Source organism: Cellulosimicrobium sp. BMG9.23 (assembly GCF_059159985.1).
This window is the reverse complement of record NZ_JBZGBZ010000007.1, coordinates 50785-71532: the sequence shown is the minus strand read 5'-3', so window position 1 is coordinate 71532 and position 20748 is coordinate 50785. Positions and strand designations below refer to the sequence as shown.

At 76.1% G+C, this 20748-nt stretch carries 17 protein-coding genes and 1 tRNA gene; 2 read left to right on the top strand and 16 right to left on the bottom strand.

The window, feature by feature from the left end:
* Positions 1 to 282 precede the first annotated feature (282 nt).
* The 15 genes from AC4H2G_RS13035 to AC4H2G_RS12965 all read right to left on the bottom strand — a co-directional run bounded on the left by AC4H2G_RS13035 (position 283) and on the right by AC4H2G_RS12965 (position 18792).
* A complete protein-coding gene (locus tag AC4H2G_RS13035; protein WP_494366164.1) occupies positions 283 to 891 on the bottom strand; it encodes a CbiQ family ECF transporter T component in 609 nt (202 codons plus the stop codon).
* The gene (locus tag AC4H2G_RS13030) at positions 888 to 1787 is read right to left on the bottom strand and encodes an energy-coupling factor ABC transporter ATP-binding protein (RefSeq protein WP_494366163.1); all 900 of its coding nucleotides are present in this window, start codon (positions 1785 to 1787) and stop codon (positions 888 to 890) included. Before AC4H2G_RS13030 ends, AC4H2G_RS13035 begins: the two co-directional genes overlap by 4 nt.
* Positions 1784 to 3013 (bottom strand): thiolase family protein, encoded by a 1230-nt coding sequence (locus tag AC4H2G_RS13025; protein WP_494366162.1) that lies wholly within the window; start codon positions 3011 to 3013, stop codon positions 1784 to 1786. The genes AC4H2G_RS13030 and AC4H2G_RS13025 overlap by 4 nt, the downstream gene beginning before the upstream one ends.
* The gene (locus tag AC4H2G_RS13020) at positions 3010 to 4632 is read right to left on the bottom strand and encodes a class I adenylate-forming enzyme family protein (protein WP_494366161.1); all 1623 of its coding nucleotides are present in this window, start codon (positions 4630 to 4632) and stop codon (positions 3010 to 3012) included. The genes AC4H2G_RS13025 and AC4H2G_RS13020 overlap by 4 nt, the downstream gene beginning before the upstream one ends.
* Positions 4633 to 4649: 17 nt before the next feature.
* Positions 4650 to 5366: a biotin transporter BioY gene (locus tag AC4H2G_RS13015; RefSeq protein WP_494366160.1), complete on the bottom strand. Its 717-nt coding sequence runs from the start codon at positions 5364 to 5366 to the stop codon at positions 4650 to 4652.
* 300 nt (positions 5367 to 5666) lie between these two features.
* Positions 5667 to 6590, bottom strand: coding sequence for an FHA domain-containing protein (locus AC4H2G_RS13010; protein WP_494366159.1), 924 nt, complete (start codon positions 6588 to 6590; stop codon positions 5667 to 5669).
* Positions 6587 to 7867: a VWA domain-containing protein gene (locus AC4H2G_RS13005; RefSeq protein ID WP_494366158.1), complete on the bottom strand. Its 1281-nt coding sequence runs from the start codon at positions 7865 to 7867 to the stop codon at positions 6587 to 6589. Before AC4H2G_RS13005 ends, AC4H2G_RS13010 begins: the two co-directional genes overlap by 4 nt.
* A 34-nt stretch (positions 7868 to 7901) precedes the next feature.
* The gene (locus tag AC4H2G_RS13000; protein ID WP_494366157.1) at positions 7902 to 9401 is read right to left on the bottom strand and encodes a PP2C family protein-serine/threonine phosphatase; all 1500 of its coding nucleotides are present in this window, start codon (positions 9399 to 9401) and stop codon (positions 7902 to 7904) included.
* Positions 9398 to 11770 (bottom strand): serine/threonine-protein kinase, encoded by a 2373-nt coding sequence (locus tag AC4H2G_RS12995; RefSeq protein ID WP_494366156.1) that lies wholly within the window; start codon positions 11768 to 11770, stop codon positions 9398 to 9400. Before AC4H2G_RS12995 ends, AC4H2G_RS13000 begins: the two co-directional genes overlap by 4 nt.
* On the bottom strand, positions 11767 to 12873 hold the full coding sequence (locus AC4H2G_RS12990; protein WP_494366155.1) for a hypothetical protein: 1107 nt from the start codon (positions 12871 to 12873) through the stop codon (positions 11767 to 11769). Before AC4H2G_RS12990 ends, AC4H2G_RS12995 begins: the two co-directional genes overlap by 4 nt.
* A complete protein-coding gene (locus tag AC4H2G_RS12985) occupies positions 12870 to 13841 on the bottom strand; it encodes a glutamate ABC transporter substrate-binding protein (protein WP_494366454.1) in 972 nt (323 codons plus the stop codon). Before AC4H2G_RS12985 ends, AC4H2G_RS12990 begins: the two co-directional genes overlap by 4 nt.
* 68 nt (positions 13842 to 13909) lie before the next feature.
* Positions 13910 to 15250, bottom strand: a complete 1341-nt coding sequence (locus tag AC4H2G_RS12980; protein ID WP_494366154.1) for a GlnX family signal transduction membrane protein — start codon at positions 15248 to 15250, stop codon at positions 13910 to 13912.
* Positions 15247 to 16929 (bottom strand): AAA family ATPase, encoded by a 1683-nt coding sequence (locus tag AC4H2G_RS12975; protein ID WP_494366153.1) that lies wholly within the window; start codon positions 16927 to 16929, stop codon positions 15247 to 15249. Before AC4H2G_RS12975 ends, AC4H2G_RS12980 begins: the two co-directional genes overlap by 4 nt.
* On the bottom strand, positions 16926 to 17483 hold the full coding sequence (locus tag AC4H2G_RS12970; RefSeq protein ID WP_494366152.1) for a hypothetical protein: 558 nt from the start codon (positions 17481 to 17483) through the stop codon (positions 16926 to 16928). Before AC4H2G_RS12970 ends, AC4H2G_RS12975 begins: the two co-directional genes overlap by 4 nt.
* A 91-nt stretch (positions 17484 to 17574) precedes the next feature.
* Complete coding sequence (locus tag AC4H2G_RS12965) at positions 17575 to 18792, bottom strand: toxic anion resistance protein (RefSeq protein ID WP_494366151.1); 1218 nt, start codon at positions 18790 to 18792, stop codon at positions 17575 to 17577.
* Positions 18793 to 19121: 329 nt separating this feature from the next.
* Here AC4H2G_RS12965 and AC4H2G_RS12960 point away from each other — a divergent pair, with 329 nt between their 5' ends.
* The gene (locus AC4H2G_RS12960; protein ID WP_494366150.1) at positions 19122 to 19865 is read left to right on the top strand and encodes an SDR family NAD(P)-dependent oxidoreductase; all 744 of its coding nucleotides are present in this window, start codon (positions 19122 to 19124) and stop codon (positions 19863 to 19865) included.
* Positions 19866 to 19919: 54 nt separating this feature from the next.
* Positions 19920 to 20354, top strand: coding sequence for a PPOX class F420-dependent oxidoreductase (locus AC4H2G_RS12955; protein WP_494366149.1), 435 nt, complete (start codon positions 19920 to 19922; stop codon positions 20352 to 20354).
* 72 nt (positions 20355 to 20426) lie between these two features.
* Here AC4H2G_RS12955 and AC4H2G_RS12950 read toward each other — a convergent pair.
* A tRNA-Arg gene (locus tag AC4H2G_RS12950) sits at positions 20427 to 20502 on the bottom strand.
* Positions 20503 to 20748 lie beyond the last annotated feature (246 nt).

Sequence of the window (20748 nt, the reverse complement as noted above, 5' to 3'; positions counted from 1 at the left end):
CGCGGCGCTCCCGCCAGACCCACCACGACGCGGCGCCCCCACCCACCCCTCCCGGCGTCGTCTCACCCTGGTACGTGCTCACCGCGAGATAGAGCCCTGGTCGCCGACGTAGAGCCCTGGTTCGCGAATAGAGCCCTGGGCAGACGACCACGGCACTACCTCGGCAACCACCGCACTACCTCGGCGACCACCGCACTACCTCGGCGACCACGGCTCCACCTCGGCGACCACGGCACTACCTCGCGTGGCTGGGGTACTGCCTCGCGGGCTCGGTGTCTCGTCTCAGTCGTCGAGGCCCCGTGCCCGCAGTGCGTCGCCCGTCGCGTCGGCGTGGCGCAGGGAGGCGACGACGAGCGGGACGGCGTACGCGCGGACGTCGTGCTCGCGTCCCCGCGCGCGGCACGCGTCCCGGACGCGCCCCGCGAGCGCGGCGACCACCGGGACCGCGCGCACGGCCAGCGACAGGACGAGGGCGACGCGTCCGACGTCGACCCCCACGCGGCCGAGCGGCCGCAGGCCGTGCTCGATCGCCGCGAGCACGTCCGACGAGCGCGTCGTGACGAGCACGAGACCGGCGAGCGCGACGAGGACGACGAGGCGAGCGGTGAGCACGACGGCGGGCGCGGGGCCCAGCGTGAACCACTGCACCGCGAGCAGCACCGGCACGACGACGCGCAGCGCCCGGACCTGGCTCCACAGCACGCGCAGGCCGGCTCCCGCGAGCGCGTAGAGCGCCAGGACCGCGAGCGCCGCCGCACCGACGGCGAGCGGGTCACGGAGCAGCAGGACGCCCGCGCCCACGACCGCGAGGCCGACGAGCTTCGCACCCGCCGGCGTCCGGTGGAGCGGCGACGTCCCCTGGCGGTACGCCGCCGCGACAGGCGCGCTCATCGGCTCCCACCCGCCGCGGTCGGCGCGTGCCGGACCGGCGTCGCGGCGGCCGACCTCCGCGCGGCGGAAAGCACGGACGACGGCGGGAGGTCGTCGTCGACGAGGCGGCGGTAGAAGGCGAGCGCCGCGTCCGGTTCGTCGTCGGCCACCACCCGGCCGCCGTCGACGACAACGACGCGGTCCATGGTGGACACGAGCTCGAGGTCGTGCGAGACGAGGACGACCTGCTGGGGGAGCGACGCCAGCTCGGCCGCGACGCAACGGGTGTTGCGCCGGTCGAGCAGGGTCGTCGGTTCGTCGGCGACGACGAGGTCCGGCTCGGTGACGAGCACGGACGTCAGCGCGAGCAGCTGCTTCTGCCCGCCGGAGAGCAGGTGCGCGGGATGGTCGGCGTGGTCCGCGAGCCCGCGCGCCTCCAGCGCGGCGCGCACCCGGGCGTCGCGCGCGGCGCCGGCCGGGACTTTGCGCAGCGAGTACGCGACGTCCTCCGCGACCGTCGGCATGACGATCTGCGCGTCCGGGTCGGTGAACACGAACCCGACGCGGCGCCGCACCCGCGCGCCGTGGCGCCGGGTGTCGAGGCCGTCGACGAGGACGCGACCGCTCGTCGGCAGCACGAGCCCGTTGAGCAGCCGGGCGAGCGTGCTCTTGCCCGACCCGTTCGCCCCGACGACGCCGATCCGCCGTTCGCGCAGCACGAGGTCGACGCCGCGCAGCACGTCGCGCTCGCCGAGGCGCACGTGGACGTCCTCGAGGGTGACGACGCAGCCGAGCGTCCCGCGCCGGTGACCCTCGTCGGGCAGGTCGATCGTGCGGCCGTCGGGCAGGTCGCTCTTGCCCTCGTCAGGCAGGTCGCGCGCGCGATCGCCGCGGGAGCGTGCGGACCGCCATCTCATCGGACCACCTCCACGAGCGCCGCGACACCGAGGCCCCCGCCGACCGCGGCAGTCGCCAGCCCACGCGTCCCCGCCGGGGCGCCTGCTCGCACGAGGCGGGAGAACAGCCGGACGACGGACACGGCCCCGCTCGCGCCCCACGGGTGGCCGAGGGCGAGCGCCCCGCCGTCGGCGCAGACACGCTCGTCGTCGCCGAGCGGGTCGAGGCCGAGCGCGTCGGTGACGACGAGCACCTGCGCCGCGAACGCCTCGACCACCTCGACGGCCGCCAGGTCGTCGACCGACCAGCCCGCGCGGTCGAGCGCGGCCTGCGTCGCGGGCACCGGGCCCCAGCCCGGTTCGGCGGGGTCGCACCCGACCGTCGCCGAGGCGACGACGCGGAGGCCGGGGATGCCGAGCGCACGGCGGACCGCCTCGGGGACGACGGCGACCGCTGCCGCACCGTCGCTCACGGGGCTCGCGGTGCCAGCCGTCACCGTCCCGTCGGGCGTGAACGCCGCCGGCAGTCGCGCGAGGCGCGACGCGTCGAGCCGGCGCGCACGCTCGTCGCGGTCGAGCGGGCCTCGACCCCCGGTCGGCACGCGGGACGGCGCTCCGAGGGCGACGACCTCCGCGTCGAACCGACCCGCCGCGTGCGCGGCGAGGGCGCGGGCGTGGCTGCGGGCGGCGTAGGCCTCCTGCCGCTCGCGCGTCACGGCGTGCCGTCGCGCCAGCGCGTCGGCGGCCGCGCCCATCTCCGGGTCGGCCCACGGGACGGGCGTGAAGGCCGCGCGCGCATACCCGGCGGGTGCCCCGCGGAACGTCCGGGCCGGCGCCGTCGACGCGCTCTCCGTCCCACCCGCGAGGACGAGCCGGGCGTCGCCCGCACGCACCTGCTGGGCCGCGAGCAGCACCGCCGCGAGCCCGGAGCCGCACTGCCGGTCCACGGTGAGTCCCGGCACCTCGGCCCCCAGCCCGGAGGCGAGCGCCGCGACCCGCGCGACGTTGCCGCCCGGTCCCGTGCAGCACCCGAGCACGACGTCGGCGACGTCGCCCTCGACGCCGGACGCCCGGGCGTCGTCGGCGACGGCCCGCAGCACCGCCGCCGCGAGGTCGACCTCGGTGCGCGAGCGGTGGCCGTGGCCCGCCGTGCCGATCCACGTGCGCCGCGCGGCGACGACCACGGGCATGCTGCTGCTGGCGTCGGCGTCCTGGACCGCTGCGCCTGCCGTCCTCTCCGCGGTCACGGCAGCGGGACCAGGTCCGAGGCAGGGTGCTCCTGCGCGCCGAGCGCCTCGCTCAGCGCGCCGCGCGCGGGCTTGCCCGACGGCGTGCGCGGCAGCGCGGGCGTCCCGTACCAGCGGCGCGGGCGCTGGCTCGGCGCGAGCGCGGACCGGGCGACCCGCTCGAGGTGCGCGCGGAGCCCTGGGCGCGCGTCGCACTCCACGACGGCGGTGACCACGGCCCCGAGCCGGCGGTGCGGCGTCCCGAGCACGACGACGTCGCGCACGCCCGGCACGGCCCGCAGCACGACCTCGACGTCCTCGGGGACGACGGTCGAGCCACCGGTGAGGATCGCGCCGTCACCGCGGCCGCGCAGGACCAGCCCGGCACCACCGAGGGGGCCCGCAGCACGGCGCGGTTCCACGAGGGGGTCGGTGGACGGCTCAGTGGGCGGGTCGGCCAGCGGCTCGGTGGGCGGGACAGCGAGCGGTTCGGCGAGGTCGCCGACCGTGGCCCAGCCGCCGTCGCGGCGCAGCGGCCCGGTCGCGTGCGCCAGGTAGCCGCGGGCGACCCAGGGCGAGCGGACCCACACCTCGCCGACGCTCGCCCCGGCGAGCGGGCGCACGTCGAGCTCGACGCCCGGGAAGGCGCGGAGCCCGGTCCCGTCGGGGTCGTGGGCGACGAACGAGAGCTCGACCGCGCCGTAGTACGCGAGGACGGCGAGGCCGTGGCGGGAGGCACGACCGCGCACGTCCGCCGCGAGGGACGCGCCCCCGACGACCACCTGCCGCAGGCGGGACGGCGCGCCCGCGTCGAGCGCGTCGAGGACCTCCTCTAGCACGGACGGCACGAGGTGCACGACGTCGCAGCGCGCGAGCGCCGCGGTCAGGGCCGCCGGGGTGCGGGTGAGGTACGCGCAGGCGCCGAGGGCGAGCGTGTGGACCGCCGCGAAGCAGTACAGCGACGACGCGAGCGGCCCGGGGACGAGGACCGTGTCCGTCGGGGCGACGCCGGTCAGCCGCGTGACGTCGTCGAACGAGTCGGCCCACGACGCCCGCGTCCGCACGACGGCGCGCGGACGACCCGTGCTCCCCGAGGAGAACCCCGCCCAGGCGAGGTCGTCGGGACCGGGCGCCGGCGGGCTCGCGGGTGCTGCACCCCCCTGCGGTGCGGCAGCCTCCCTAGCCTCCGCGGCCCGCTCGCGAGGACCCGGCCCCGCGGACGGCTCGCGAGGCCCCTGCCCTAGCCCCGGCCCCCACCCCGACCCCGGCCACGGCCGGCCGGTCGTCTCCTCGTCCCGCACGGTCCCGCGCGGGAGCGGCACCTCGACGAACGTGCGGGGCCGGACCGCGCGCAGCACCTCGGCGCGGTGCGCGCGCGGCCAGGCCGGGTCGCACACGAGCGGTGTCGCGCCCGCCAGGTCGACCGCGAGGACGGCGGTCAGCAGGTCGACCGGGTCGGGCAGCGACACCGCCACGAGGTCTCCCGGGGCGGTCCCGGCGGCGCGCAGGAACGTCGCCCCGGCCCGCACGTCGGCCCCGAGCGCCGCGTACGTGCGGGAGCGGTCGGCGGTGCGCAGCGCGACGCGGTCGCGCGTGGTGGGGTCCGCGGCATGACGCAGGACCTGGGGAGCGACGGGCACGGGCACACTCTCCCAGGTCAGCGGCGCGCGGTCCGTGCGGCCGGGTACGCGCGCAGGACGCCGACGGTCACGGCGGCGGCGGCGACCGCCTTGAGCACGTCGCCGGGCAGGAACACGAGGGAGAGCTGCGCGGTCGTGGCGAGGGGCACCCCGGTGAGCAGCGCCTGGACCGGGATCCCGAACGCGTAGACGACCGCGACCCCACCCACGAGGCAGGCGCCCAGGACGGGCCAGAAGGTCGGTCGGCGCAGCCGGTCCACGAGGAGCCCGACGGTCAGAGCGCCCGCGAGGAAGCCCACGAGGTACCCCGCGGAGGGACCGGCGAAGACGGCGATCCCACCTCGCCCGCCGGCCAGCAGCGGCAGGCCCGCCGCGACGAGCGCGAGAAACGTCGCGACGGAGAGCGTGCCGAGCCGGGCGCCGAGCACCGCGCCCGCGAGCATGACGCCGAGCGTCTGGAGCGTGATCGGGACGGCGTTGCCGAACAGCGCGAGCGACCCGGGCACGCCGAGCGCGGCGATCAGCGCCGCGAACGTCGCGACGCGCGCCGCGTCGCCCGCGGTGAGGGCGAGCCGGCGCCCCCGTCCGGCGGTGACGCCGCCGGACGGTTCGCCCGGGACGGACCCGGGGGGCGGGGCGGTGGCGAGGGCCGGGTGTGCAGCGCGGGCAGGGCGTGCGGTGCCGGGCGGGAGTGCGGTGCGGGCCGTCGTCGGCTCGGGTGTCGCGTCGGTCACGGGTGCTCCTGTCGTGGTCGGGCGGGTCACGACAACTCTCGCGGGGGACGGTCCTCGGCGCCGACGGGGCGACGGACGACGCCGGGTCGCCGTCGTGCACGGAACCCACAACGCGTTGGAGGATCCCTCCAGAACCGCGCCCGCGGCGGGCGGAGGGCCGGGAGGAACCCTCCAACGGGTGCGCGGGGTGGCTCGACGCCCCGGTGCGGCTGCGGCGTCGGGCACCTGACGGCGACCGGCCTGCAACCGGCCGCCTGCGACCGGCTTGCAACCGGCCGCCTGAGACCGGCCCGCGACCGGTCAGGCCTCGCCCGGGAGCGCCTTGCGCACGACGAGCCGCGTCCACGCCCCGAGGTAGACGCGGTCGCCGTCGCCCAGCTCACGACGCTGACCGGCGGGGATCGGGTCGGTCGGAAGCGCCTCGCCCGCCGGGCTCACGTACGTCCCGTTCGACGACTGCAGGTCCTCGACCCACCAGCGCTGCCCGTCGGTGGAGAGCTGGCAGTGCCGCCGCGACACGCCCGTGTCCGCGCCGCAGTCGACCTGCGGGTGGATGCCGCGTGAGACGGACGGCCGGCCCACGAGCACGCTGCGCTCGCGCAGGACGACGAGGCCGGGCAGCCCGGCCGACGGCATGGGGTCCTCGGGCTTCTGGGCCGCGTACCAGTCGGGGTCGATCCAGATCTCGACCACCCACTGGTCGGGTCCGGGGACCGGTGGGGTCGGCAGGTGGGTGGCCGACGACGCGGGCGGCGTCGGTGCGCCGGCCGCGGCCGCGGCCTCGGGCGCCCCGGTCTCCCCGGCGACGGGCAGGGGCGAGCCCTCCGGCGTCTGGGGAGCGGGCACCGCGGCCGAGTGTGCCGGGTCCGCCGTCGGCGGTGCGCTCGGGACGGGCGACCCCGACGCGACCTGGGCGGACGGGCCGGGCGTCGGCGCGTCCAGCGAGAGCGCCGACGGCGGCTCCACCGGCTCGGGGAGCGCACCCGTGGTGAAGTCGTACCCGCAGTTCTCGCAGAAGAGCGCGCCCGGGGCGGCGGGGAAGTCGCAGTTCGGGCACGTCGTCGCCGCGGTGGTCGCCGCGGGCGCGGCGGCCGGGGCGGTGCTGCCGGCCGAGGCTGGCGAGGGCGTGCCGCCGCCGGTCGACGCCGCGATCGGCTCCCCGCACACGTCGCAGTAGTCCGTCGACTCCGACGGGTGCCCGTTCGGGCACACGACCGCGCTCACCGGCGGACCCGCGTCGTCTTCGTCGAGGCGGTGTCGAGCGCCATCTCGTCGAGCGTGGAGGTGTTGCGCTTGAGCCGGACGGTGCCCTGCTCCTCGCTGTCGATGTCGACGACCTTGCGCAGACGCGTCGTGGCCTCCGCGTTGCCCGTCTGCTGCGCGAGCTGCACCGCGCGGCCGAGCTTGACCGTGGCCGTCGCCTCGTCGCCCGACGCCTTCGCCGCGAGGCCCTCCTGGATCGCCGCGGCGAGCTCTGTCTGGCCCGTGTAGTGCGCGACCTCAGGGTTGATGCGCGTGGTGAGCGAGTTGTCGTCGGACCACTTCGCCTTGACCAGGCCGGACGAGACGACCTCGCCGTTCACCGCGAGCTGCACGCGTGCGGCGAGCTGCTCGGAGCCCACGGGCTTCGACGCGACGCGCACGGCCACGTGGTAGTCGCGCGATTCGTCGCCCCAGGATCCCGTGGGGTACGAGCCGGTCAGCGGGTTGACGTCGCTGCGCCGGGTCGTGAGGTCCTCGACCGTCGGGGCGACCTGGCGCACGAACAGCACCTGTGCGCCCTGCGGCGCCCACACGCGCAGGTCGGCGGACGCGACGCCGCGAGCCATCGACGCCCGCATGAGCGCCTCGAAGTCGGCCGCGATCTCGCTCGGGTCGGCGATGAGGTCGACCGTGCCGAGGAGAGCCGTCGAGATCTCGCGCAGCTCGTCGACCTGCCAGCGCGAGCCGACGCCGCGGGCGTCGCACTGGAAGTGCCCGGTCACGTCGCGCACGGCCGCGGAGAGGTTCGCGCGCGGCTCCGACTCGTTCTTGCCGTCCGTGAGGAGGATCGCGTGCCGCTGCGTCGCCTGCGGCACGGTCTCGAAGAGCTGGTCCGCGAGGCGCAGCCACGTGCTCATCGCGGTGCCGCCCCCCGGCGCCATCATCGAGATCGCGCGCTTCGCCTCGGCGCGCGCGCCGGGCTCCATCTGGACCATCGCCACGCGCGCGTTGGGATAGGGGAACGCGCGGTTGGCCACGTGGCTGCCGCCCACGATCGCGAACCACGTGCCGTCGAGGATCTGGTCGACGGCGACCTGGGCCGCGTGCTTGGCCGCCTCCATGTTGCGCCCGGACATCGACCCGGACGTGTCGACCATGACGATCTCGGCGACCCCGCCGGCCGCGCCGCCCCCGGCCGTGCCCGCTCCTGAGCACGTCACGGTGACGATCGCGTGGACGTCTGTCGCGCCGTCGGACAGGAACTCGTTCTGGTAGACCTCGGCGGAGAACTCGGCCATGGGGACTCCTTCGGTGATGCGGTGTTCGGGCAGGCTATCGGGTCGGTGCGGGCGGGTTCGAGCGGAACGCCGGAGAGGCGAAGCGGGCGAGCGTGACGGTGATGTTGTCCCGGCCGCCCTGCGCGTTCGCCCAGCGGACCAGGGCCGCGGCGAGCGCCTCGGGGTCGGAGCCGTCCGAGCCCTCCGTGGCGTGGACGAGCGCGGCGAGGTCGCCCGCGGCGGAGCAGTAGTTCCACAGCCCGTCCGAGCACACGAGGACCCATCCGGGGCCGTCCGGGAGCGTCGCCGCGGTGCGTGCCGTCGGGTCGGGCGCGTCGTGACCCAGCCAGCGCGTGATCGCGTGCGCCTGCGGCGACGTCTCTGCCTGCGCCCGTGGGATGCCCTGGGCGATCATCTCCTGCGCCCACGAGTCGTCGACGCTGAGCTGGTGCGCCTCGCCCGCGTCCGGCAGCCAATACGCGCGCGAGTCGCCGACCCAGCCCGTGACGACGAGCGGCCCGTCGACGACGGCGGCGACGAACGTGCACGACGGCGGGTTCTCCCTGTCGGCCGTGCCCGGCACCGCGGCGAGGACCGCCTCGTTGGCGGCGCGCGCCGCGTCACCCAGCAGGACGGACCAGGCGCTGAGGCGCGCGGTCGTCTCACCCCGCACGGGAGCGTCGCCCGCAGGGCCGCCGGCGGTGAGGGTGTCGCGCGCGGCGCGCGCGGCGGCGAGGCTCGCGACGTCGGAGTCCGGCGCGCTGGACACGCCGTCGCACACGACGAGCGCGGCGAAGGACCGGTCGCCCGCGCCGTCACCCGTCGGGGTGCCCAGCCCGCTCCTGGTTCCGGACCCGCTGACGGGTGCCGGTCCGCTCGCGGCGAGGGCCATCGCGTCCTCGTTCCGGACGTGCCGCACGCCGCGGTCGCACACGCCCGCGGCCCAGGCCGCGGGTCGCTCGGCCCAGTGGTCGCGCTCCGTCGCCTCGGGCTCGCCGCACTGCGCGCAGTAGCCGTCCTCCGCGATGGTGCCGCCGCAGCGGACGCACGGGCGCACGCCGTCGGGCCGGCCACCTGCGTCCTGCCCACCCGCGCCCTGGCCCCCCGCGTCATGGTCGTCGCCCGGTGCCGTCCCCGGGTCGCCGCCCGACGCCGCGTCGACGCCGGGCACGAGGCCCGCCTCCGAGGTCGTCGCCCCGGGCACCGCCGGCTCGGGCGCGAACGACGCGAGCGGCGTGCCGCACGCCTCGCAGAACCGCGCGCCGGGGTGCGACGGCTCGCCGCACGCCGGGCAGGCGAGGAGCTCGCCCGTGGTGTCGCCGGCGGGCTCCCCGGGCACCGCGGTCTCGGCGAGGGCCGCAGCCTCGGCGGCGCCCGCAGCCTCGGCGGGGGACGCGCTCGGACCCGACGCCTCCGCCGCGGTCGTGCTCGGGTCCGTCACCTCGGTGGCGGCCTCGTGGGTGGTCGCCGCCTCGTCGGGGGCGGTCACGTCGGGACCTGTCGGGCCGGGACCCGTCGACCCGGGGCGGCCGGTCGCGCCGGTCGGGGCGCTCATCGGACGGTCCAGCGGCGGACCTCGTTCGCCCGGTCGACGAGCGTGATGCGCTCGTCGCGCGAGTCCGTGAGCGACGCAAGGTCTCGGTACGCGCTCTCGAGGGCGTCGCGCAGCGCGGGCTCGTCCGCCGGGACGCCCGCGATCCGGGTCGTCGGGGACGGGCCGGACGTGGTCACGGTGTCCAGCGCCGAGCGCAGGACGCCCACCGAGAGCTCCGCCCGCTCGCGCGGCGCGATGGTCACCGCCCCGACGCTCGCGAGCGCGTCGGCGAGCGCCGGCAGCCCCCGACCGGAGTCGGCGAGGAGATGGGCCCGCAGCACGCGCGACTCGACGTACGAGCTGCGCGTGGGCGTCACGAGGTCGAGCGCGTGCAGGGCGCCGTCGAGGTCGCCCCGCTCACGGCGGATGCGCGTGAGGCCGAAGGCGGCCGGCGCCGTGTAGTTCGCGTCCGACCGGGCGCAGATCACGTAGAGCGACTCGGCGATGTCGGGCTCGCCGCTCAGCTCGCAGGCCGTCGCGAGCGCGAGCTTGGGCGCGAGCTCGCCCGGCACCTGGCCGTAGACCGCGTTGAACGACGCTCTCGCCGCGACGGAGTCGCCGCGCGCGAGCTCGTCGAGACCGCCCAGCCAGGCGGCGCGCCACTCCCACGGGTCGTCCGCGAGGATCTCGGCGATCGTCGCCTGCACGACGTCGCGCCGTCCGGCCTCGATCGCGGCGCGGGTCCGGGCGAGGCGCACCTCGACGGTGTCCTCCGGGGCGTCGGCGAGCGCCGCGAGCCGCGCGTCGGGGTCCGCGATGTTGACCCCGGCGAGCCAGCTCGCCATCGGGTCGTGCTCGTCGGCGCGCAGCACGGGCAGCTCGTCCCAGTCGAGCGGACGCTCCGCGACGTCGGAGACGGGCGCCTCGAACAGGACGGACGCGGCCGAGTGGAGCGCGGCGTTGCCGGGGCCCCGGTCGGTCGCGACGACCTCGCGCAGGACGCCGACGAGCTGGGCCCGCATCTCGTCGACCGTGGCGAAGCGGTCCGACGGGTCGAGCGCGCACGCCTTGGCGAGCAGGCGGTAGAACGAGTCGTACGCCTGGAACACGGGCGTCTCGGCCACGGGCGGCAGGGACGCGACGTACGTCGTGGTGTTCCCCCGGAAGTCGAGCACGAGCGTCGCGAGCGTGCGGCCGATCGTGTAGATGTCCGACGCGACGGACGGCCCGACCTCCGCGACCTCCGGCGCCTGGTACCCGACGGTCCCGAAGATCGCGGACTGCAGGTCGTCGAGCCGCCGCACGCCGCCGAGGTCGATGAGCTTGACCCCGTCACCCTGCTGGATGACGTTCTCGGGCTTGAAGTCGCAGAAGATCAGGTCGTGGTCGTGCAGGTAGGCGAACGCCGGGAGGACCTCGAGGACGTAGGCGAGCGCCTGGTCGACGGGCAGCGGGTCGATGGCGCCGCCGCTCGCGTCGCGCCGGTCCTGGAGGATCTCCTTGAGCGACTTGCCGCCGACGTACTCCATGACGGTGTAGCCCGCGCCGTCGTGCATCGCGAAGTTGTAGATCTCGACGATGAGCGGGTGCTCGACCTCGGCGAGGAACTGGCGCTCGGAGATCGCGGCCGCGTACGCGTCGGGGTCGCCCGAGTTGAGCAGACCCTTGAGCACGACCCACCGGCCGGACACGTTCTGGTCGCGCGCGAGGTAGATCCAGCCGAGACCGCCGTGCGCGAGGCAGCCGACGACCTCGTACTGCCCGCCGACGACGTCGCCCGGCGAGAGCTGCGGCGAGAAGTCGAACCGGTTGCCGCAGTGCGGGCAGAAGCCCGCGGTGCGACCGGGTTGGCCGTCGTGACCGCGCCCGACCTTCTCGCCGCACGAGGGGCAGAAGCGCTTGCGCTCCGCGACCTCGGGCACGGCCATGACGGCCTGCAGCGGGTCCGTCACCGGCGCCGAGGGCACCGTGGTGAGGCCGGCGCCGAGACGGTGGCCGCGCAGGCGCGTCGAGGACGTGCCGACGCGGCGGGTCGCCTTGGACCCCGTGGCGGCGGTGCGCGCGGAGCCGAGCGCCGCCGTCGCGAGGCGGCTCGAGCTCGTGCGCCCCGTGCGCGTGGAGCGCTCGGCGTCCGGGTCGGACGCGCCGGGGGAGACCGTGCCGGTCCGGCCCTGGACGAAGCCCGTGCCGAGCATCGCCGACGGCGACGCGGCGGTCGCGGAGCCGGCGCCCGGGGCCCGCCCGGTCGACGCGCCGGCCGAGGTGCCCGCAGGCGCGGACGTGCCGCCCGAGGTGCCGCCGGCCGGCGCCCCGCAGACGTTGCAGTAGCCGTCCTCGATGGTGCCCGGGCAGCCGGGCTCCGAGCACGGGACGGTCGCGGTGGTCGTCACGACGACGCTCCTTCCGAGGTGGGCAGGTCGCGGGTGAGGAAGTGGTACTGCTCGACGAGGAAGCGCGCGAGGACGACGTCGCACGGCGTCGCCTCGACGGCGTCGCGGGCCTCGGTGAGGCCGGAGCGGACGGTGGGGGAGGCGGAGCGGCCGTTCGCGTCCGCCTTGGCGGCGAGCTTCTCGAGGCTGTACCGCAGCTCGGCGCGCTCGCGCAGAGGACGGGCGTAGGCGTCCTCGACGGTCTGGACCGCGCGCCCGACGGCGTCGAGCCGGGCGGAGTAGGCGTCGAGCTCGAACCGGGAGTCCGGCACGGGGCCGAGCCGGGACACGTCGGGGACGGCGAGCCGCGGCGGGTGCGCGATCTCGCGTCGGCAGCGCGTCACGAGCTCGCGCAGCGCCGGCTCGCGGGCCTCGAGCGCGTCGCGCCGCTCGGTCGTCCGCGCCCGGTCGCGCCCGAGCTCGCGCCGCTGCGCGGAGGCGACGATGAGGTCCCGCTCGGCGCGGGCCACCTCGGTCTCGAGCTCCGCGAGCGGCCCGGAGACGTCGGCGCCGCGGGCGGCCTGCGCGACGAGGCGGTCGTACCGGCCGCGCAGCGTCTCGATGCGCCCGCGCGCGTCCGCGTCCGGCCCGGCGAGGTCCTCGCACCGCACGAGCTCGGCGCGCACGCCGCGCAGGCGCGCGACCTGGTCGGCCGTGTGCGGGTCGAACGACAGGCGCGTGCGGAGCTGGACGACGAGCGCGTCGCACAGCTTCACCGCCTCGACGAGGGAGACGAGCGCCGCGCCGGAGCCCGAGTCGAGCCGGCCCCACACGAGGACCGACATCTTCTCGCGCGCGACCGCGTCGACGCGGCCCGAGTCCCACGTGACCCGCAGCTCGTCGGCGCGCCCGCGGATCGCCTGCCACAGCGAGAGCGCGAGCACGAGGTCGGCCGTGTACGCGTCGGGCGTCGCCGCGGCCTGGGCGGCGGCGTCGAGCCGGTCCAGCTCGGTCCGCCGCGCGTCGAGCCACGTCTCGAGCGCGCCCAGGTACGCCATGAGGTCGGCGGCCGGGATCGCCTCGCCGAGCCGTCCCGGCGCCTCGGGTGCGACGGGACGGCTCACGGCGTGCGGCCGTAGACCGGAGCCGGGGGCGTCGGGGCGTCGCCGAGCACGCCGAGCCAGCGGTCGTAGCTCGCCGCCCAGGTCCCGTCGGACTTCATCCGCTCGAGGACGCCGTTGACGAAGCGCACCATGTCCACGTTCGCGGCGGGCACGCCGACGCCGTAGGGCTCGTCGCTGATCGCCTCGCCGACGACCTTCGCGTACGGGTCCTGGGCGGCGAACCCGGCGAGGATCGTGTCGTCGCCCGTGATGGCGTCGACGCGGCCCTGCTGGAACAGCACGAGGCACTGCGTGTGCGTCGTCGCGGGAACGGCCTCGATGCCGGGGTACTCCTCGAGACGCGTGAGCGTCGTCGTGCCCTCGGGGGCGCACACGCGCTGGCCCTCGAGGTCCGCGATGCCCGCGGCCTCCGAGTCGCGCGTGACGAGCACCTTCTGGCCCGCGTGGTAGTACTCCGCGGAGAACGCGATCTGCTCCCAGCGGTCGCAGTTGATGGTGAACGCGCGCGCGACGAGGTCGACGTCGTCCGGGTCGTCGCCCTCGAGGACCTCGATGCGCTGGCCCGACGTGATGACGCGGAACTGCAGCCGGTCGGGGTCGCCGAAGATCGCGCGCGAGACCTCGCGCAGCACGTCGATGTCGAAGCCCTCGATGTCGCCCGACAGCGGGTTGCGCGAGCCCATGAGCAGCGTGTCCGCCGACACCCCGACGCGCAGCACGCCGCGCTCGCGGACCTCGGCCATCGTGCTGCCCGCGGGGAGCGCGTCGGGCGCCGGGAGCGTCCCCTCGGGCGCGTAGGACTGCAGTGGGTCCGCGCACTCGGCCGGCGCCGCGGCGGCGGGCGGCGCGCTCTCCTCCGCCGTGGGCTCCTCCGCGGTGAGGCGGAGGTCGTCGGCACCGCTCGGGCCGGTGCAGGCCGCGAGCACGAGGGTCGTCGCGGCGAGCGCCGCGGCGAGACCGGTCCGCAGGCGGAACCCGCGCGGAGCGGGTCGGCGGGACCGGGCCGTGGTGGCCGCGGGGTCGGCGTTCGTCGTCGTCACCGGTACTCCTCCAGTCGTGCCGTCATGCCGCGCCACGCGAGCAGGGCCGCGGCGAGACCGGCGGCCAGCAGCAGCCAGCCGGCGACTGCCGCGCTCGTGCTCGCCGACGCGAGGTCGTCGCGCGTCGCTGCGGCGTTCGTCCCGATGTCGTCGCGGGCCGCGGCGGAGAACGCGTCGAACGCGGCGTTCGCGCTCTCGGGCTCGGTGCTCGTCGCGAGCGCGACCGCGCCGTCCCAGTCGCCGCCGTCGTCGAGCGCGCGGATCTCCGCGTGGTGCGCGACCCACTCGTCGAGGGCCTGGCCCGTCGTCTCGTCGAGGATGCCGTCGGCCGCGGCGGTGTCGAGCCGCTCGCTCGCGTCGGCGGTCGCGGCCTGGAACTCCTCCTCGTACGCCTGGCCGGAGCCGCGCTTGATGAGCGTGAACGCCTCCATCGACTTCGCCTCGTTCGCGAGCGCGTACGCCTGCGAGGCGGCGAGCGTCGCCGCGTACGGCCCGGTGCGCACGTCCTGGGCCCGCGCGGACGACTGCGACAGCAGGATCGTCCCGACGAGCCCCACGACGAGCACGACGACCGTGGCCGACGCGAGGCCCACGTTGAGCACGCGGTGCGTCCGCCGCGCGAGCCACACCTGGCCGAGGACGAGCACCGCGAGCGCCACGAGGCACCCGGCGAGGATCCACAGCGCGTTCCGCACGCCCGAGAAGTCCGCGGCGACGCGGTCGGCGTCGTCGAGCACGACCTCGTCGAGCGCGGGCAGCATCTCGTCCCGCAGGATCGTGGACGCCTGGTCGAGGTACGCGGCGCCGACCGGGAAGCCCTGCCGGTTGTTCGCGCGCGCCTGCTCGACGAGCCCGGTGTACACGGTGAGGTCTGCCGCCACCTGCCCGAGGAGCACGGCGTCGGCCTCGTTGCTGCCGGACAGCGTCGCGAGGTCGGCCGCCGCCTGGTCGACGAGCTCGTCGTAGCGCGAGCGCTGCTCGGCCGGCTCGAGGCCACCGACGAGGAATGCGCCGGTCGCCGTGGCGTCGGCCGCGACGAGCGCGTTGCGCACCTCCTGCACGCCGACGAGCTGCGCCGAGTCCTCGGCCGCGGCGTCGAGCGCGCGGGACTGGACGCTGCCCGCCTGGAAGCCGAGCAGACCCAGCGCGACCGAGGCGAGGACGGACAGGGCGAGCACGAGGCGCAGCCGACCGGGCGTGCGTCGCAGCGCGCCGCGCGCCCGGGCGACGGTCGCGCTGCCCACGGGCTGCGCGGCGTGGCCAGCCGGGGCCGAGGGCGCCGCGAGGACGGTGCCGGACGGCGGGGGCGCGGCCTGGCGGACCGGGGTGGTCGTCATGCGTTCTCCTCGACGGTGGGGTGGACGGGAGGTGGCGTGCTCTCGGGCGCGTCGAGCGCCTCGGGCGTGCCGGGTGTCTCGGGGTCGACGGGCGGGTCGAGCGACGCGAGCAGCGCGGGCGCGCCCTCGCCGTCGACGAGGTCGGCCGGCAGCAGGAGACGCAGCTCGTCCACCGTGGGGGCGGGCACGTCGCGCAGCCGCCACGCGTGGCGGGCGATCGCGGCGTCGAGCACGTTGCGCGCCCAGCGCGCGTTGCCGAAGCCCTCGGTGCGCGTCTGCGCGGCGGCCAGGCGGCCGAACGTCTCGAGCGCCTCGCGCGTCGGCTCGAAGTCGGACCGCTCGGCCATGCCGGCGAAGATGTCGCGCAGCTCGTCGTCCGTGTAGTCCTCGAACGTGATGGTCGTCGAGAACCGCGACTCGAGGCCGGGGTTCGTCGCGAGGAAGTCGCCCATGGGGCCGGGGTACCCGGCGACCACGACGACGAGCTCGTCGCGGTGGTCCTCCATGTCCTTGACGAGCGTGGTGATGGCCTCGGCGCCGTACTGGTCCTCCGCGAGGCCGTAGGCCTCGTCGACGAACAGCACGCCACCGAGCGCGGTGGCCACGACCTCCGACGTCTTCACCGCGGTCTGGCCGAGGTAGCCCGCGACGAGCTCGGAGCGGTCGACCTCGACCAGGTGGCCCTTCGCGAGCAGCCCGAGCGCGCGGTAGATCCCCGCGACGAGGCGCGCGACCGTCGTCTTGCCCGTGCCCGGGTTGCCGAGGAACACGAGGTGGCGCGTGAGCGTCGGCCGCGTCAGCCCGGCGTCGGTCCGCAGCTTCTCGACGCGCAGCAGCTCGGTCTGGCGGTGGATCTCGTCCTTCACGCGGCCGAGCCCGGTGAGCGCGTCGAGCTCGGCGAGCAGCTCCTCGAGCGGGCGCGCGGGCTCCTCGGTCTCGGTGGCCTGCGCGGGGGCCGTCTGCGCCGTGGTTGCGGGCGCTGCTCCCGAGGTTCCGCCCGCGTCGTCTCCCCGTGCGGTGCCCGACGGCGTGGGGTCGCCCGAGGTCGGCGGCGTGCCGTGCCCGCGCGCCCCGAGCGCGTCGAGGATCGCGTCCACGGACGGGACGTCGGGCGCGGTCGTGCGCGGAGCGGGGAACGCGGTCCCCAGGCGAGCGAGGTCGCCCAGGTCGAACGGGTTTGCCGACGCCGGGCGCGTGCCGAGCGGACCGCCGCCTGCGGGCGCCGTCGGGCCGGTTGCGGGTGCGGACGGGACCGGCCGGGACGACGACGGCGGACGGGTGCCGGCGGCCGCGGCGCGCTGGACGGACGCGGTCGCTGCGGCGCTGCCGGCGACGTGCGGGCCGGGCGAGCCGAGGGCAGCGGCGGCCGTCGCGACGGCGGCCAGGGCGGCACCGTACGTGCCGGCGCGCGTGGAGCGGGCGGCCACGAGACCGGCGAGCACGTCCGTGGGCGAGGAGCGCCAGCGGCGCGCGCTCGAGGCGGCCGTGAAGAACGCGCCGGTCGCCGCGGGGTCGTGGCCGAGCGCCGCGAGCCATGCGGCGGGGGCACCGGTCGAGGACTCGGCGACCGCGGCCGCGAGGCGTGCGCCCTCGTCGCGGGCTGCGTCCTCGTCGACCCCCGCGTCGCGCGCGGCGGCGGCCAGCGCGTCGAGCGCGGCGGCGAGGTCGGGCGTCGTCACGGGGCCTCCAGGCGTCCGGTCAGGTCGGGCGGCGGCGTCCCGGCTCCGGCACCCGGCGCGAGCGAGATCGACGAGTCGCGGAACTTGTCCGCGAGGAACTGCCCGTGCGCGACGAGCGCCGCGGCGTCGGCTCGGGAGACCGCGTCGGAGATCTTGTCGAGCGTCACGCCGAGCAGGTCGAGCTGGTCGCACAGGAGCATGAGGGACGTCTTGCCGTGCGCGACGACGCGGCGGTCGGCGAAGTCGCGCGGGAGGCGCAGGTACGCGCCCACGGCTTCGGGCAGGTAGCTCGTCGCGGTCGCGACGACCGTGTGCGCCTGCTGCGAGCCGCCGCCGAGGCGGTCGAGCCGCGGCACCATCTCCTCGACCGTGCCCGTGATGCGGTGCACGCGCGCCGTCACCGCCGGCGGCACGCGTCCCTCGATCTGCTGCTCGATCCGCTCGACGGACGCGAGGATGTCGACGCTCGTCGGGGGCGGGGGCAGCTCGAGGGCGGGCTCGGACGTGCGGGAGCGACCGCCCAGGCGGGCGACCACGTCGGAGAACCAGCCCATCTAGGCGACCGTCCAGCTCGGGGTGCGTGCGGGGAGTGACAGAGGGAACTGCGTGGGTGCTGCGGAAAGGGTCGTCGTCATGCGGGGCGGCTCAGAGCCGGCCGATGTCGAGCGAGCCGTTGCCGGCCTGCGACACGTCGGAGCGGCGCGCGCGGTCGAGGTACTCGTTCGCCTTGGTGGTCTCGGTCTCGAGGACGCCGATCGTCTGCGCCATCGAGTCGAGCGCCTGCGTCTTGAACGTCGAGATGGAGTCGAGCGTCGCGTAGATGTTCGCGAACGCCTGCTGGAGCTGCGGCAGGCCCACGGTCGCGCTCGCCGCCTGCGACTGGATGCTCGCCGACTGGTCCGCGAGCATCTTCGACGTCGACGCGATCATGTTCGACGTCGTCGTGTTAAGCGCGGTGATCTGGTCGAGCACCAGCTTCTGGTGGGCGAGGGCCTGCGCGACGATCACGGCCGTGCGCAGCGCCGAGATGGTGGTCGTCGTCGCGCGGTCGACACCCTTGATGAGCTCGAGGTTGTTCTTCATGATGATGTCCATCGCGAGGTAGCCCTGGATGGACACCGCGAGCTGCGTCAGCAGGTCCTGGTGCTTCTGGCGCACGTAGAACTGCACGTCCTCGCGCAGTGCCTGGGCCCGCTCGGGGTCCGTCGTCTCGAGCTGGGCGATCTTCGTGGAGAGCTCGGTGTCGAGGCGCTCGGCGATGAAGATGTACTGGTTGAGCCGGCCCATCGTGTCCCAGAGGTTCTGCTTCTCCAGGTTGAGCGCGGCGTTGTCCTTGCGGAGCTCGTCCTGGCCGTTGTAGAGCGACTGGACGATCGCGTTGAGCTGGGTCTGCGAGCTCTCGTAGCGGCGGAAGTAGTCCTGGATCTTGCCGCCGAACGGGATGATGCCGAGCAGCTTCTTGCCGATCGGCGCCTCGCTCGGGTCGAGGTCCTCGACGGTGCGGCGCAGCTCGAGGAGGGACTTGCTGATCTTCGAGCTGTCGGAGACCCCGCCCTCACGAAACTCCTTGACCGGCATGTCGAGCATCCGGTTGGACACGTCGGCCGCGGCGCGGATGTCGGCGTCGCCCATCTTGCGGACGTCGTCGGCCTTGGCGGCGAACTCCGGGGAGCGCGTGTCCGCGGACAGGAGCTGGTCGAGGTACGAGCCCACCTTGGCCTCGAGACCGGGGATCGCGGCCTCGTCGACGCGCGGCGCCAACGAGGGGGCCTGCGTGGCGGCGACGGGCTTGACGGGTTCCGGCGCGGTGAGCGTGAGCGTCTCCGTCGGGGCGGGGGGCTGGAGCGGTGCTGCCTCGGTCATCTCGATCCTTCGCTCGTGCGTGCCGTCGGTCGCCGTCGGTGGCGGCTGGGGGAGGGCTGTCGCACGCCCCCGGGTACCCGGGCGAACCGGGCGGAACCGGCCCGCGAGCCGGTCCGGCGAGTATATCTACGACCGGTGGCCCGATCTTTACCCTTTCCCACCCCGGGCGGGTGAGAACTCCCCATGCCGAGCACAACGAGTGCGCGGCCGATGAGTTCCGCCCGCGGGCGCCGTCGTCCCTGTCGATTGCGCGGCACGGGCACGGGCACGTGGACCGACACGACCCTCGACGCGCCGCGCCGCCTGACATCGGAGAAGAGGAGGCGACCGTGCAGCTCGCCGGGAAGAACGCCGTGGTCTACGGGGCCGCCGGGTCGATGGGGTCGGCGGTGAGCCGGGCCTTCGCCGCTGCCGGTGCCCGCGTGTTCCTCGCGGGACGGACGGCGACGACGCTCGACGCGCTCGCGGACGAGATCCGGGCGGCCGGGGGAGCCGCCGAGACCACGGTGGTCGATGTCGACGACCTCGCCGCGGTGCGCGACCACGCGGCGCACGTCGTGGCGACGGCGGGGAGCCTCGACGTGTCGTTCAACGCCGTGGGGATGGACGCCGTGCAGAACGTGCCGTTCGTCGACATGGAACCCGGCGACGTCCTCGTCCCCGTCACGCAGGCCGTGCGGCGCCACACGCACACCGCGGGCACCGCGGCGCGGCACATGGTCGCGCAGGGCTCGGGCGTCGTCGTGGTGCTCTCGACGACGGCGGCGCAGGAGTCGCGGCACGAGATGGGCGGGTTCAACCTCGCGTGCGCCGCGCTCGAGGCGCTCGTGCGCGGGCTCGCGGGCGAGGTCGGGCGCCACGGGGTGCGCGTCGTCGGGCTGCGGCCCAACTTCACGCCGGAGACCGCCGGCGCGACGGACGAGGACCTGCCCGACCTCGTCGAGGACACCCTGCTCGGCCGGCTGCCGCGGCTCGCCGAGGTCGCCGGCAGCGCGGTCTACCTCGCGTCGCCCGCCGCGGGCGCGACGACGGGTACCGTCCTCGACCTGTCGTGCGGCGCGATCGTCCGCTGACCCCGCTGACCCCGCTGACCGATGAGTCGGCGTCCCGCCCGCGGTCGGGACACCATGACCGACCACGCCTCGCCCGAGGACGGACCCGTACCCGGCCCCGCCCACGTCCCCGCGGGCGCCCGCGCGCTCGTCGCGGGGCCGCACGTCGCGCACCTCGCGACCGTCCTGCCCGACGGCGCCCCGCACGTCGTGCCGCTGTGGGTCGCCTGGGAGGGCGACCGGCTCGCGTTCCTCACCGGACCGGGCTCGCGCAAGGCCCGCAACGTCGCGCGCGACCCGCGCGTCGCGGTCTCGCTGACCGAGAGCGGGAACCCCTTCGTCATGGCGACGCTGCGGGGCCGCGTCGTCGAGGTGCTCGACGGCGAGGCCGGCTGGGCGGTCGTCGACCGGATCTCCGTCCTCTACACGGGCGGTCCGTACCCGCGCGGCGAGGAACGGCACGCGTTCCTCGTGGAGGTCGAGCACGCCGACGCGCAGTCGTTCGGCTGACCGCGCCCCACGTGCTCCGGGACGACCGGCGCCCGCAGCGACCGCGAGCAGCAGGGACGCCGGAGTGCGGTGTGGTGCCCCGAGCAGGACTCGAACCTGCAACCTACGGATTAGAAGGCCGTTGCTCTATCCATTGAGCTATCGAGGCGCGCAGCCATCGTAGTGTGCGGCGCGCGTGCCCGGCGGGTCGGTGACGAGCGAGGATCGCGCACCCCGCGGCCGAGAAGTGACCTCCCGCCCCGGATCCGGAGCATTCTGGGGCGGAAGGTCACTTCTCGGCGCGATCGTCCGGCCGCCGACCCGCACGCGGTCGGCACGGAGGCCGTCGGGCGTGGCGTCGGGCCACCGGGGCCCCCCGGACGGCGCGTACGTTTTGCGGGGTCGGGTCCAGGCG

Excerpts from the sequence above, each read along its gene's own strand:
- AC4H2G_RS13035 (WP_494366164.1), bottom strand. The coding sequence starts at position 891 with ATGAGCGCGCCTGTCGCGGCGGCGTACCGCCAGGGGACGTCGCCGCTC.
- AC4H2G_RS13030 (WP_494366163.1), bottom strand. The coding sequence starts at position 1,787 with ATGAGATGGCGGTCCGCACGCTCCCGCGGCGATCGCGCGCGCGACCTG.
- AC4H2G_RS13005 (WP_494366158.1), bottom strand. The coding sequence starts at position 7,867 with ATGGCCGAGTTCTCCGCCGAGGTCTACCAGAACGAGTTCCTGTCCGAC.
- AC4H2G_RS13000 (WP_494366157.1), bottom strand. The coding sequence starts at position 9,401 with ATGAGCGCCCCGACCGGCGCGACCGGCCGCCCCGGGTCGACGGGTCCC.
- AC4H2G_RS12980 (WP_494366154.1), bottom strand. The coding sequence starts at position 15,250 with ATGACGACCACCCCGGTCCGCCAGGCCGCGCCCCCGCCGTCCGGCACC.
- AC4H2G_RS12970 (WP_494366152.1), bottom strand. The coding sequence starts at position 17,483 with ATGGGCTGGTTCTCCGACGTGGTCGCCCGCCTGGGCGGTCGCTCCCGC.
- AC4H2G_RS12965 (WP_494366151.1), bottom strand. The coding sequence starts at position 18,792 with ATGACCGAGGCAGCACCGCTCCAGCCCCCCGCCCCGACGGAGACGCTC.
- AC4H2G_RS12955 (WP_494366149.1), top strand. The coding sequence starts at position 19,920 with ATGACCGACCACGCCTCGCCCGAGGACGGACCCGTACCCGGCCCCGCC.